The sequence below is a fragment of the Streptomyces sp. NPDC002088 genome (assembly GCF_040296605.1).
Classification (GTDB): Bacteria; Actinomycetota; Actinomycetes; order Streptomycetales; family Streptomycetaceae; genus Streptomyces.
This window is the reverse complement of record NZ_JBEOXO010000018.1, coordinates 13,323-26,016: the sequence shown is the minus strand read 5'-3', so window position 1 is coordinate 26,016 and position 12,694 is coordinate 13,323. Positions and strand designations below refer to the sequence as shown.

General features: G+C 71.7%; 10 protein-coding genes. 4 read left to right on the top strand and 6 right to left on the bottom strand.

All coding sequences use genetic code 11. From position 1 onward, the window contains the following. The gene (locus tag ABT114_RS31645; protein WP_351146327.1) at positions 1 to 1,239 is read left to right on the top strand and encodes an MFS transporter; all 1,239 of its coding nucleotides are present in this window, start codon (positions 1 to 3) and stop codon (positions 1,237 to 1,239) included. Further along, positions 1,199 to 2,518 carry a D-arabinono-1,4-lactone oxidase gene (locus ABT114_RS31640; RefSeq protein WP_351146326.1) on the top strand — a complete coding sequence of 440 codons (1,320 nt, stop codon included), beginning with the start codon at positions 1,199 to 1,201 and terminating at the stop codon, positions 2,516 to 2,518. Before ABT114_RS31645 ends, ABT114_RS31640 begins: the two co-directional genes overlap by 41 nt. Here ABT114_RS31640 and ABT114_RS31635 read toward each other — a convergent pair. Beyond that, entirely contained in the window at positions 2,442 to 3,242 is an 801-nt protein-coding gene (locus tag ABT114_RS31635) for a hypothetical protein (protein WP_351146325.1), read from the bottom strand. The two genes, ABT114_RS31640 and ABT114_RS31635, sit on opposite strands and share 77 nt — an antisense overlap. A 488-nt stretch (positions 3,243 to 3,730) precedes the next feature. Between ABT114_RS31635 and sepH the strand changes: the two genes are divergently transcribed. Then, a complete protein-coding gene (sepH, locus tag ABT114_RS31630; protein WP_351146324.1) occupies positions 3,731 to 4,765 on the top strand; it encodes a septation protein SepH in 1,035 nt (344 codons plus the stop codon). A gap of 354 nt (positions 4,766 to 5,119) precedes the next feature. On the opposite strand, the gene ABT114_RS31625 is transcribed toward sepH, so the two are convergent. After that, positions 5,120 to 5,971 (bottom strand): sulfurtransferase, encoded by an 852-nt coding sequence (locus ABT114_RS31625; RefSeq protein WP_351146323.1) that lies wholly within the window; start codon positions 5,969 to 5,971, stop codon positions 5,120 to 5,122. Positions 5,972 to 6,266: 295 nt separating this feature from the next. Between ABT114_RS31625 and ABT114_RS31620 the strand changes: the two genes are divergently transcribed. Continuing rightward, positions 6,267 to 7,070, top strand: a complete 804-nt coding sequence (locus ABT114_RS31620) for a VOC family protein (protein WP_351146322.1) — start codon at positions 6,267 to 6,269, stop codon at positions 7,068 to 7,070. A gap of 17 nt (positions 7,071 to 7,087) precedes the next feature. Here the strand turns inward: ABT114_RS31620 and ABT114_RS31615 are convergent, their stop codons facing one another. The 4 genes from ABT114_RS31615 to ABT114_RS31600 form a co-directional block, all read right to left on the bottom strand. Further along, on the bottom strand, positions 7,088 to 7,780 hold the full coding sequence (locus ABT114_RS31615; protein WP_351146321.1) for a thymidine kinase: 693 nt from the start codon (positions 7,778 to 7,780) through the stop codon (positions 7,088 to 7,090). A gap of 55 nt (positions 7,781 to 7,835) precedes the next feature. After that, complete coding sequence (locus ABT114_RS31610) at positions 7,836 to 9,041, bottom strand: alkaline phosphatase family protein (RefSeq protein ID WP_351146320.1); 1,206 nt, start codon at positions 9,039 to 9,041, stop codon at positions 7,836 to 7,838. Then, positions 9,041 to 9,637 (bottom strand): DUF5998 family protein, encoded by a 597-nt coding sequence (locus ABT114_RS31605; protein ID WP_351146542.1) that lies wholly within the window; start codon positions 9,635 to 9,637, stop codon positions 9,041 to 9,043. Before ABT114_RS31605 ends, ABT114_RS31610 begins: the two co-directional genes overlap by 1 nt. 71 nt (positions 9,638 to 9,708) lie before the next feature. Beyond that, positions 9,709 to 12,561: a bifunctional acetate--CoA ligase family protein/GNAT family N-acetyltransferase gene (locus ABT114_RS31600; RefSeq protein ID WP_351146319.1), complete on the bottom strand. Its 2,853-nt coding sequence runs from the start codon at positions 12,559 to 12,561 to the stop codon at positions 9,709 to 9,711. Between the last annotated feature and the right edge of the window lie 133 nt (positions 12,562 to 12,694).

The following is a 12,694-nucleotide window of genomic DNA, read 5'->3' as shown; positions in this document are numbered from 1 at the left end:
GTGCCCAGCCCCTACCGCGCCCTTTTCGCCGCACCCGGCTCCAAGGGCTTCTCCGCCGCGGGCTTCGTCGGCCGGATGCCGCTGTCGATGATGGGCATCGGCGTGGTCACGATGATCTCCCAGCTCACCGGGCGATACGGGCTCGCGGGCGCGCTGTCGGCCACCATCGCGCTGGCCGCGGCGGCGGTCGGCCCGCAGATCTCGAGGATGGTCGACCAGTACGGGCAGCGGCGGGTGCTGCGCCCCGCAACGCTGGTCGCACTCGCCGCGGCGGCCGGGCTGCTGCTCGCCGCGCAATTCGAGTGGCCCGACTGGGTGCTGTTCGTGTGCGCCGCCGGCATCGGCTCCGTACCGAGCCTCGGCGCAATGATCCGCGCGCGCTGGGCCGCCCTGTACCGGGGCACCCCACAGCTGCACACCGCCTACTCCTTCGAGTCCGTGGTGGACGAGGTGTGCTTCATCTTCGGGCCGATCATCTCCATCGGGCTGTCCACGGCGTGGTTCCCGGAGGCCGGGCCGCTGCTCGCCGCCTGCTTCCTGGCCGTCGGCGTCTTCTGGCTGACCGCCCAGCGCGCCACCGAACCCGAGCCGCACCCGCGGGAGCGGCACGGCGGCGGTACGGCGCTGCGCTCGCGCGGACTGCAGGTCCTGGTGGCCACCTTCGTGGCGACCGGAGCGATCTTCGGAGCGGTCGACGTGGTCACCGTGGCCTTCGCCGACGAGCGCGGCCACAAGGGCGCCGCGAGCGTCGTCCTCGCGCTGTACGCGGCGGGATCCTGCGCGGCGGGAGTCGTCTTCGGGCTGCAGCACTTCAAGGGGGCGCCCGAACGTCGCTGGCTGCTGGGCGTATTCATGATGGCCGTGAGTATGATCCCCCTCCTACTGGTCGGAAACTTGCCGTTTCTGGCCGTGGCGCTGTTCGTTGCGGGCCTGTCCATCGCGCCGACGATGATCACGACGATGTCCCTCATCGAAGAGCACGTACCACGCGCGCAACTGACCGAGGGCATGACCTGGGTGAGCACCGGGCTCGCGGTCGGCGTCGCGCTCGGTTCCTCGGCGGCCGGCTGGGTGATCGACGCGGCCGGTGCGCGCGCCGGGTACGGGGTTCCGGCGGTGTCCGGTGCCGTCGCGGTCGCGGTCGGTTTCCTGGGGTACCGCCGGCTCAGCAGGCCGGCTCCGGGGCGGGGAGGCACCGTTGAGCACGACAGCGAGCGGGAAGAACGGCACGTGGCGTAACTGGGGCGGCAACGTCTCCGCCCGACCCGCGCGGGAGGTCACGCCCGCCTCCGTCGAGGAGCTGGCGGCGGCCGTACGGGAGGCCGCCGAGGACGGCCTGAAGGTGAAGGCCGTGGGGACCGGACACTCGTTCACGTCGATCGCCGCCACCGACGGCGTGTTGATCCGCCCTCAACTGTTGACCGGCATCCGCAAGATTGATCGTGAGGCCGGGACCGTCACGGTGGAGGCGGGTACCCCGCTCAAGAGGCTCAACATGGCCCTGGCCCGCGAGGGCCTGTCGCTCACCAACATGGGCGACATCATGGAGCAGACGGTCTCCGGGGCCACCAGCACCGGCACGCACGGCACCGGCCGCGAGTCGGCCTCGATCGCCGCCCAGATCAAGGGGCTGGAACTGGTCACGGCCGACGGGTCGGTGCTCACCTGCTCCGAGAAGGAGAATCCGGAGGTCTTCGCGGCCGCCCGCATAGGCCTGGGCGCGCTCGGCATCGTCACCGCGATCACCTTCGCCGTGGAGCCGCTCTTCCTGCTCACGGCCCGCGAGGAGCCGATGCCGTTCGACAAGGTCCTCGCCGACTTCGACGAACTCTGGGCCGAGAACGAGCACTTCGAGTTCTACTGGTTCCCGCACACCGGCAGCACCAACACCAAGCGCAACAACCGCAGCGCGGGTCCGGAGCAGCCGGTGGGGCAGCTGACCGGCTGGTTCGAGGACGAGTTCCTCTCCAACGGCGTCTTCCAGGTGGCCCAGTGGGTCGGCCGGGCGGCCCCGACGACGATCCCCGCGATCGCCCGGATCTCCAGCAGGGCCCTGTCCGCGCGCACCTACACGGACATTCCCTACAAGGTCTTCACTTCTCCGCGCCGGGTGCGCTTCGTCGAGATGGAGTACGCCGTCCCGCGCGAGGCCCTGGTGGAGACGCTGCGTGAGCTGAGGACGATGGTCGACCGTTCCGGCCTGCGGATCAGCTTCCCCGTCGAGGTGCGCACCGCCCCGGCCGACGACATCGCCCTGTCCACGGCCTCGGGCCGGGACAGCGCCTACGTCGCCGTCCATATGTTCAGGGGTACGCCCTATCAGGCGTATTTCACCGCCGCCGAGCGCATCTTCACCGCGCACGAGGGCCGGCCGCACTGGGGCAAGGTGCACACGCGGGACGCGCAGTACCTGGCCCAGGTCTACCCGCGCTTCGGCGAGTTCAACGCGCTGAGGGACCGGCTTGATCCGGAACGGCTGTTCCAGAACGACTACTTGCGGAGGGTTCTGGGGAAGTAGCGGACGCGCTGGGCGTCCCGGCCGGCGTCGACGAGCCGTCACCCGAGCCCTCGCTGTCGGTGGTGCTCGGAGCCGGTGCCGGATTCCGCGTCGTACCGCCGTTCCCCGTGTCCCCGGACGAGGCGCCGCTCGACGGAGTGGCGCCGTCGGTCGCCTCCGGCGTCGCGGAGGAAGTGGACGAGGGCGAGTCGCCGCCGGAGCCTGAGCCGCCGGAGCCTGAGCCGGAGGACGACTTGTCGTGGCCCGAAAGGGCGTCGCCGACAGTCGTACTGCCGCCGCTGAAGCTGTTGCCGGACGCCAGCTCGTATGTGGTGATTCCGGCCATGGTGACCCCGAACACAAGGGCGGCCGCGACCAGCGGCCGCTTCCAGCTCCTGACCCGGGCACGGTAGACGGTGCCCTCCGTGAACTCGCCGACGGGCGGGGGTGCCTCGACCTGGGGCACCATCACGGCGGACTTGGACGGGACGGTCACTTCGCGGATCTGTTCGCCGGTCCGCTTGAAGAAGTGCTGGAAGAGCGTGCCGCCGCAGGTGGCGACGACACTGACCACACCGGCGCCGAGGATCGTCCCGTAGACGCCGAAGTAGGAGGCGAGCTTGGCCGCCACCACCGCGGCCACGGCACTGCCCGCGACCTGAGGGACGCTCAGGTCGATCCGCTTCCTCTTTCCCGCCTCCTCCCCGGCGCTGGACTCGTCCACGACAACGGGCCTTTCACGCATCCCGGGACCTTGCCTGCCTTTCCCTGACTTGATCGACTTTTCCCATTTGATCAACCACCTGCACGAGAAGGGGACGTACGAACGAAACCATTAGTTCCGTTTCTGGCCATTGCGTGAAGTACGCCACGTTCGATACCGCGGAACCGCGCAACGGAGGGCCAAGTCCCATCCCTTGCGACAAGTTGGGCGGCGCGCCAATCCACGCACGTGGCCCAAATGGAGTACTGTTGCGAGCCCTGGGTCCGGTCTCCCGCCTGGGCGTCCGGGGCCTTGCCGGACCACCGGGAGGGGGCTAGTTGCACAGGGTGACGGAGTTGGTCACTTAGCGTTGCGAACAGGTAACCGTGTCATAACGGCGTACGCGGGCCCATGCCCGACACGCCGGGCAACTCGGCAAGGTTGTGGCAGGCTGCACCCGGGCAGGCCACACTCGACTAGCGGAAGCAGCGACGCACGTGACGTCGGCAGGCACCACCCGGGAGGTCCCCATGCCCGAACTGCGTGTCGTGGCCGTCTCGAATGACGGCACACGGCTGGTGTTGAAGGCTGCGGACAGCACGGAGTACACGCTTCCGATCGACGAACGGCTCCGTGCCGCCGTGCGCGGCGACCGTCCCCGCCTCGGCCAGATCGAGATCGAGGTGGAGAGCCATCTCCGCCCCCGCGACATCCAGGCGCGGATACGCGCAGGCGCGACCGCGGAAGAAGTCGCCCAGATGGCCGGCATTCCCGTCGATCGCGTACGCCGCTTCGAAGGCCCCGTGCTGGCCGAACGCGCCTTCATGGCCGAGCGGGCCCGGAAGACTCCGGTCCGACGGCCCGGCGAGAACGCCGGGCCGCAGCTCGGCGAGGCCGTCCAGGAGCGACTGGTGCTGCGCGGCGCCGAGAAGGACACCGTCCAGTGGGACTCGTGGCGCCGCGACGACGGCACCTGGGAGGTTCTGCTGGTCTACCTGGTCGCGGGCGAACCGCACTCGGCGAGCTGGACGTACGACCCGCCCCGGCGGCTCGTCCAGGCCGTCGACGAGGAGGCGCGCTCACTGATCGGCGAGTCCGACGACCTCGCCGTGCCAGAGCCCAGCTTCCCGTTCGTGCCGCGTATCGCACGGCTGCCGCGCGACCGCCCGCTTGATCGTTCCCTCGACCGGGAGCGGCCGAGCCTGCCGGCGCAGGCGTCCGAGCCGGCCGAGGAGAGCATGGGCGAACGGGACTCGCTGACCAGCCTGCTGGAGGCGGTGCCGAGCTTCCGGGGCGACCTGGTGGTCCCGGAACGCCCGGCGGAACCACCCGTGGAGGAGCCCGCGGAGGAACCGGAGGCCGAGGAGCCTCCAGCCCCCGCTGCCTCCGCCGGTTCCGCCTACGCGGACGTCCTCATGCCCCGCTCCGTCGGCAGCCACCGCGACCGGCTCGTCGGCGCGACCGACCGCCAGGCCGAGGCCGACGGCGTGCGCCCCGGCCGCCGGGCCGCAGTGCCGAGCTGGGACGAGATCGTGTTCGGGACGCGACGCAAGAAGCAGGAGTAGTCCCCGCCTTACGAGGCTGAGGGCCCGCGCCCATGAGGGCGCGGGCCCTGCCGTATGTGAGGTGGTTGTCCCGTCCTGCCGTGCGTGGCGTCGTATGCCGTCTGCCGTGCGTGACTTCGCGTGCCGTCTGCCGTGCGTGGCGTCGTATGCCGTCTGCCATGCAGGGCGTCGCGCGCGCGCCTGCCGCGCGTGAAGTCGTGTGCGTGCGTGAAGTCGTGTGCGGACCTGCCGTACCGAACCGGCCCGTCGGAGTGCGGGACCGCGGTCAGCCGACTGGCCGGGGGCGCCGTCGGCGTGAGACCGGGGCACGGTCAGCCGCACAGCCGGGGCCGTCCCCGAGCGCCGGCCGACCGGCTACTGCGGCTCGGGACCCACGGCGACGGGCCGCTGCGGATCAGACGACCACGCCGACCACGAACCCACGTACAACGCCGCCGGAATCCCCGCGACCGCCAGCGCCAGCACCTCATGGGCGGCCGAAACGCCCGAGCCGCAGTACACGCCCACTTCGGCGTCACCGGCGGCACCCAGAGCCTTGAAGCGCGCGTTCAGCTCCTCGGCGGGCAGGAACCGCCCGTCCGCCCCCACGTTCTCCGTCGTAGGGGCCGACACCGCGCCCGGAATGTGACCGCCGACCCGATCGATCGGCTCCACATCGCCCCGGTACCGCTCCCCCGCGCGCGCGTCGAACAGCACCCCCGACCGTGCCAGCGCCGCGGCCCCGTCCGCGTCGAGGAGCCCCACAGCCCCCGGCGCCGGCTCGAAGTCGCCCTCGGCAGGTGAGGGCACGTCCACCGACAGAGCCCCTTCCCAGGCCGGCAATCCGCCGTCGAGGACCCGCACGTCCGGGTGACCCGTCCAGCGCAACAGCCACCACGCGCGGGCTGCCGCCCACCCCTGCCCGCCGTCGTACACAACTACCGGGACCGCGGCCGACACGCCTGCCCGGCGCATCGCGGCGCCGAAGTCCGCCACGTCGGGCAGCGGATGCCGGCCGGCCACGCCGGGCGCGGAGGCGAGTTCCCTGTCGAGGTCGACGAAGACGGCACCGGGAACGTGACCGGCCTCGTACTCGGCCCGGCCGTCGAAGGCCGGCTCACCGGCGGCCTTGGCCATGCTGAGCTGCCAGCGGACGTCGAGCACCACCGGCGGGTGCTCCCCCGCCAGGGCGCTCGCGAGTTCGGATGCGGAGATGATGGCGTTCATGGTCACCATCCTTGCGCACGGGGTGGCCGCATCGTCCATGTCCGGCTACTCTGCTCGGCCGGGCAGGCCCGATCACGAGGCGTACGGGATCGGGCACATGCTGTACAACTGATCGACCCCCGTGGGCAATCGCGCGGAAACGGGCGAGAAACCGCGCTGCGGGCATTCTCCGGTCACGGCCCGCGCGCGACGGTGCGCCCGGTGAGCACGGCACCACGGGCGGTGCGAACATCGGCACGGGCTCCGGAGAGCGGAAGCGACACGGCCACCGCGAGGGGCCGAGAAGAGAGTGACGATGACCGAGGCACGGGGGTCGGCCGACCCGAACGGCGAAAGGCACGCTCGGTACTCGCCCGGCACGCCCTGCTGGGTGAGTCTGATGGTGCACGGACTGGCCGCGACTCAGGACTTCTACGGACAGCTGTTCGGCTGGGAGTTCCAGCCTGGCCCCCAGCAACTCGGCCCCTACGTGCGGGCCCTGCTGGACGGCCGCGAGGTGGCGGGCATCGGCCAGCTGCCGCCGGACCGCCACCTCCCGATCGCGTGGACCCCCTACCTGGCCTCGGACGACGTGGACCAGACCGCCGAGACGGTACGGCTGTGCGGCGGCACACTCGGGGTCGGCCCGCTTGACGCGGCCGAGGCCGGGCGGCTGGCGATCTGCTCGGATCCGTCGGGCGCCGTCTTCGGCGTCTGGCAGGCGACGGCACACCTGGGCACCGGCATCACCGGCGTACCCGGTACGCCCGCCTGGAACGAGCTGCTGACCTTCGAGTCGGCGAACGTCGCCAAGTTCTACAAAACGGTGTTCGGCTACGAGGAGAAGCCGGTCGTCTCCGCCGACTTCGACTACGTGACGCTGCATGTCGGGGGCCGCCCAGTCGCCGGGATCCACGGCGTGGGCAACGCCCTGCCGCGCGACAGGGGCCCGCACTGGATGACGTACTTCGAGGTCGCCGACACGGACGAGGCGCTGGCCCGGCTCGTCGAGCTGGGCGGTCATGAGCTCATGCCGGCCCGGGACAGCGCCCACGGGCGCGTGGCCTCGGTGGCGGATCCGGAGGGGGCGCGGTTCTCACTGATCCAGAGCCCGCGCTGACCCTCGGGAACTCCGGATCAGGAGGCCCGGTCCAGGGGATCCGGTCCAGGGGACCCGGTCCAGGAAGTCGACACCGGGAGGACGTCCGGCGACAGCGCCGCCGCGTGCGCCGTAGCCGCCGTCATACGGCGGCGGTGGTGACGGCGGCACAGCACCTCGTAGCCGACCTCGTCCGCGGAGTGGTTGACGTCGCCCACGACCACCTGGGCGCCCTCGACGACCATTTCGCCGCTTATCGTGCGCGCGTTGTGCGTGGCGCGGGCGCCGCACCAGCACAGGGCCTCGACCTGGAGCACCTCGACCCGGTCGGCCAGCTCCACCAGCCGCTGGGAGCCGGGGAACAGCTTCGAGCGGAAGTCGGTCGTGATACCGAAGGCGTAGACGTCGACACCCAGGTCGTCCACCACCCGCGCGAGCTGGTCGATCTGCTCCGGCGCCAGGAACTGCGCCTCGTCCGCGATCACGTAGTCCGCGCGCCCGCCCTGCGAGAGGTGCTCGACGAGGAACGCGTACAGATCTTGTCCGTCCTCGACCTCCACCGCGTCCGTGACCAGGCCGAGGCGGGAGGACAGCTTGCCCTCGCCCGCGCGGTCGTCACGCGTGAAGATCATGCCGACCAGCCCCCGCGTGGAGCGGTTGTGCTCCATCTGGAGAGCCAGCGTCGACTTCCCGCAGTCCATCGTTCCGGAGAAGAACACCAGCTCGGGCATGGGGAGTTGAGCACCTTTCGGCGAAAAGAGAACGGGGGTGGCAGGGCGGGGAGCTTCAGGAGCGTACTTCGAGCAGGGGTACGAGCTGCTCGGCAGGGGTCATCGAACCATGGTTGCCGACCATCGCCGACTCCTTCGGCTCCCGCTCGGAGGCGATGATCAGGACGTCGTCACACGCGGCCGCGACCACGTCGCCGATGCGCGCGTACACGCGGTCGTCGATGTGCGGGCCGAACCAGCCCGCCGCGATCGCCTCGTCCCGCGAGGCCACCCAGAACTGTTCGCCGAGCACCTCGCGCCAGCAGGTCAGTACGTCGTTCTCGGCGCCCGGCACCGCGTAGACGTGGCGGGCGCGGCCCTCGCCGCCGAGCAGGGCGACCCCGGCGCGCAGCTCCCAGTCCTCGTCGAAGTCGATGCGGTGCTGCTCGTCGAAGGGCACGTCGATCATGCCGTGGTCGGCGGTGACATAGAGCGCGCTGCGCGGGGGCAGCTGCTCGGCCAGGCGCTGGACCAGGCGGTCGACGTACATGAGCTGGCCGCGCCAGGTGTCCGAGGCGACGCCGTAGCGATGGCCGGCGCCGTCGAGTTCGGCGTAGTACGTGTAGACCAGGGAGCGGTCGCCGGCGGCCAGTTGCTCGGCCGCGCGGTCCATGCGCTCCTCGCCGGTCAGCTTCCCGTGGAACACGCCGCCGCTGAGCGCGACCTTGGTCAGCGGGGTGTTCGCGAAGGTGGGCGACGAGACCTGGGCGGCGTGCACGCCCGCGTCCTGGGCCAGCTGGAAGACGGTGGGGTACGGCTGCCAGGGGCGCGGGTCGGTCCACGGCTTCCAGCGGAGCTGGTTCATCAGCTCGCCGGTGGCCGGGTTGCGGACCGTGTAGCCGGGCAGGCCGTGGGAGCCCGGCGGGAGGCCGGTGCCGACGGAGGCGAGGGAGGTCGCGGTGGTCGCCGGGTAACCGGCGGTGATCGGGCGACCCGTGCCGCCACGGGAGCTCGCGAGGAGCGAGGCCATGAAGGGGGCCTCGTCGGGGTGCGCCTTCAGCTGCTCCCAGCCCAGGCCGTCGATCAGGAACACGCAGTTGCGGTCGGCGGCGGTCAGCTCGGGGATGGCGGACGGCATCCCCGGAACGCCCATGCCCGTGGCGAGCGTGGGCAGCAGGTCGGCGAGCGAGCCGGAGCCGTACTCGGGGACGGGGGCGGAGCCGACGGGAAGCGGTTCGGGCTGGTCCCAGGCGACGGAATCAGCGGACGACAGGTGGGACATCAGCGGGTGACGTCCGCTGTCGCCTCGGAGATGGCCTGCGCGAAGGCGAGGGCCTGGCGGACCGTCTCCGGGCCGTCCCCGGCCTCGCTGACGCGCAGGCTGAGGTCGTCCGCGGTCGAGTTGCCCGTGTAGCCGTGGTCGGCGTCGCAGTTGGGGTCGCCGCAGGCGGCGGGCTCCAGGTCGATGCGGGAGACGGCGCCCCAGCCGATGGTCAGCACGATCTCGCGCGGCAGCGTGCCCGGGGTGTAGGACTCCGGGTTGGCGACCACACGGCTGACCACGACGGACGAGATCCGGCCGAGCTTCACGGACTCCGTGGACGTCGTGGCGTACGGCGTCGGGGAGGTGGTGTCCGCGGCCTGCTCATCGGTGTGACTCACGATGAAGCGATTGCCGGTGAGGACCAGCACGGTCACGTGCCGCCGCACCTCGTTCTGGTCGAACGTGGTCTCCTGGTGGACCAGGTACGACCGGATGGGCTCGCCGCCCACAGCGGCCTCCACCGCCTCGGCCACGAGGGCCGGGTAGTAGCCGCTGCGCTCGATCGCCGCTCGCAGCCCCTGGGTCGTCGTACTGGTCTTGGCCATGACGTCCATCCTACGGGGACGCACTGACTGCGAGGCACCGCTCAGCGCACGGGAAGGTTCCGTACCCGGGAAGGTTCCGCTCAGTAGGCGGGGAGCGTCCGCGGGCCGAGATCGTCGCGGGCGGGGGGTGGCGCCAGGCGGACGGTGGCACCGAGGACGCTCAGTCCCTGCGGGGCGACGACGACCGGCTCCAGGGTGACCGCGACGACCTCGGGGTGGTCGTCGACCAGCCGGGACACGCGCAGCAGCAGCTCCTCCAGCGCAGGCGTGTCGACCGGCGTCGAGCCCCGCCAACCGAACAGGAGCGGCGCCGTCCGGATCGACCGGACCAGCGAGGTCGCGTCGCGGTCGGTGACGGGCACCAGCCGGTGCGCCATGTCGCCGAGCAGCTGGGAGGCCGCTCCGGCGAGCCCGAACGACAGTACGGCCCCGGCCGCCGGATCGATGACCGCGCGTACGACCGTGTCGACCCCGCGCGGCGCCATCGCCTGCACCACCGGCCGCAGCTCCTCCGGTTTCCCGAACAGCTCGGTCAATTCGGCGTACGCCCGCCGCAGTTGCTCCTCGTCCGCCAGGTCGAGGCGTACGCCACCCAGGTCGGCACGGTGCCGCAGATGCGGGGCGGTGGCTTTGAGGGCCACGGGGTAGCCGAGGGCGCGGGCGGCTTCGACGCCGGCGTCGGGGGTGGGCGCGGGCACGGCCCTGCGTACGGCGATCCCGTACCGCCCGAGCAGCTCGCCCGTCTCCTCCGACCCGAGCGTGAGCCCCTGCCCCCGCGCGAGCAGCCCGCCGATCAGCTCGGCGGCGCCCTTCTCGTCAATGTCCTCGCGCTCCGGCACCTTCCCGGGGTCGGCGGCCTCGCGCCGCCACTGCGCGTACTTGACGGCTTCGGCGAGCGCACGGACGGCGCGTTCGGCGGCGGGGTAGGCGGGGATGAGGCGGGAGCCGGTTTCGGAGGTCTCGGCGGCGGTGGCCGGCTGTTCCGGTTCCGCGCTGGGCGGTCGTTCCGCAGGGCGGAAGAACGAGTGGGCACCGCCTACCGTGCCGGGTGCGTTCGAACCCGCCTGTGGTGCGGTACTCGCCGCAGCCGACAGCGCCTCCGCGAGTCCCCCGAGCTCCACGTGCACGACAAGCACCGGCTTCCCCGGGACCTGCTCGGCAGCCGACCGCAACGCCTCCGCCAACACCGCGTCCCCGACCGACGCCTCCCCGATCGCCGGTATAGCGGTCACCACGACCGCGTCGCACGTCTCATCCGCCAACGCCCGTGACAGCGCCCGCCGGAAGTCGTCCGCCGTGGCCCCCGTCGTCAGATCCACCGGCGGCAACGGCCGCAACCCCTGGGAGAGGCACGCGTCGTACGTCAGCACGCCCAGCGACTCGGAGTTTCCCAGGATCGCCACCCGCGGCCCGGTCGGCAGCGGCTGGCGCGCGAGCAGCAGCCCCACGTCCACCAGCTCGGTGATCGTGTCGACGCGGATGACCCCGGCCTGCCGCAGCAGCGCCGACACGGTCGCGTGCGGCAACCGCGTCGCCCGTACGGCGTGCCCCTGCGGAGCGGAACCCGCACCCTGCACCACGACCAGCGGCTTCGCCGCCGCCGTCCGCCGGGCGAGGCGGGTGAACTTGCGTGGGTTGCCGATGGATTCCAGGTACATCAGTACGACGTCGGTGTCCGGGTCGTCGTACCAGTACTGGAGGACGTCGTTGCCGGAGACGTCCGCCCGGTTGCCGGACGAGACGAACGTGGACACCCCGGTGACCCCGGTGACCCCTCCGCCGCGCCGGTGCAGCCGGGACAGCAGGGCGATGCCGATGGCGCCGGACTGCGCGAACAGACCGATCCGCCCGGGCCTCGGCATCTCCGGGGCCAAGGAGGCGTTCAGCCGCACGTCCGGGGAGGTGTTGATGATCCCGAAGGCGTTCGGGCCGATGATGCGCATCCCGTACACGCGCGCGTGGCGTACGAGTTCGCGCTGGCGCTCGCGTCCCGCGGGGCCGCTCTCGGCGTACCCGGCGGAGACCACGACGAGTCCCTGCACACCGTGCTCGCCGCACTCGGTGACCACGTCGGGCACGCGCTCGGTCGGCACGGCGACGACCGCCACGTCGACAGGCCCCTCGATGTCCCGCACCGAGCGGTGGGCGGGCACTCCGTCGAGCTCGCTCTGCCCCTCGGGGAGGGCCTTGTTCACGGCGTACAGGTTTCCGGTGAACCCGGCCTGCCGGATGTTGCCGAGGATGCTGCGGCCGACGCCTCCCGGGGTGCGGCCGACGCCGACGACCGCGACGGACCCCGGGACGAGCAGCCGCCGTACCGACCGCGCCTCGGCGCGCTGCTCCCGCGCGCGCTGCACGGCGAGCGAGCGTTCAGTGGGTTCGAGGTCGAACTCCAGACGTACGACGCCGTCCTCGAAGCTGCGCTTCTGGGTGTAGCCGGCGTCCGTGAACACCTTGATCATCTTGGAGTTCGCGGGCAGTACCTCGGCGGCGAAGCGGCTGACGCCGCGCTCCCTGGCCACAGCGGCGATGTGCTCCAGGAGGGCGGAGGCGACACCGCGGCCCTGGTGTGCGTCCTGCACCAGGAAGGCGACCTCCGCCTCGTCGGCGGGCGCGGAGGCGGGCATGCCGTCGGCGCCAATGCGGTCATAGCGTACGGTGGCGATGAACTCGCCGCCGACCATGGCCGCGAGTCCCACCCTGTCCACAAAGTCGTGGTGCGTGAAGCGGTGGACGTCCTTGGCGGACAGGCGAGGGTACGGCGCGAAGAAGCGGTAGTACTTCGACTCGTCCGAGACCTGCTCGTAGAAGCTGACCAGGCGGTCGGCGTCATCAACGGTGATGGGCCGGATGCGCGCGGTGCCGCCGTCGCGCAACACCACGTCCGCCTCCCAGTGGGCGGGGTACTCGTGCCGGTCCGCCGAGGTCTGCATGGGCCCCAGAGTACGGCTCGCGTACGACATCGGCGCGAGGCAGTCTGTGGAGGACGGAAGTCGGGTCGAGGCCGCGATCCGACGACACCCCCGGGACGGGACACAGGACCGCTCCGGGCACGCATTCCGATGT

Coding starts and splice junctions, on each gene's coding strand:
- ABT114_RS31635 (WP_351146325.1), bottom strand. CDS start 3,242: ATGCGTGAAAGGCCCGTTGTCGTGGACGAGTCCAGCGCCGGGGAGGAG.
- sepH (WP_351146324.1), top strand. CDS start 3,731: ATGCCCGAACTGCGTGTCGTGGCCGTCTCGAATGACGGCACACGGCTG.
- ABT114_RS31625 (WP_351146323.1), bottom strand. CDS start 5,971: ATGAACGCCATCATCTCCGCATCCGAACTCGCGAGCGCCCTGGCGGGG.
- ABT114_RS31620 (WP_351146322.1), top strand. CDS start 6,267: ATGACCGAGGCACGGGGGTCGGCCGACCCGAACGGCGAAAGGCACGCT.
- ABT114_RS31615 (WP_351146321.1), bottom strand. CDS start 7,780: ATGCCCGAGCTGGTGTTCTTCTCCGGAACGATGGACTGCGGGAAGTCG.
- ABT114_RS31610 (WP_351146320.1), bottom strand. CDS start 9,041: ATGTCCCACCTGTCGTCCGCTGATTCCGTCGCCTGGGACCAGCCCGAA.
- ABT114_RS31605 (WP_351146542.1), bottom strand. CDS start 9,637: ATGGACGTCATGGCCAAGACCAGTACGACGACCCAGGGGCTGCGAGCG.
- ABT114_RS31600 (WP_351146319.1), bottom strand. CDS start 12,561: ATGCAGACCTCGGCGGACCGGCACGAGTACCCCGCCCACTGGGAGGCG.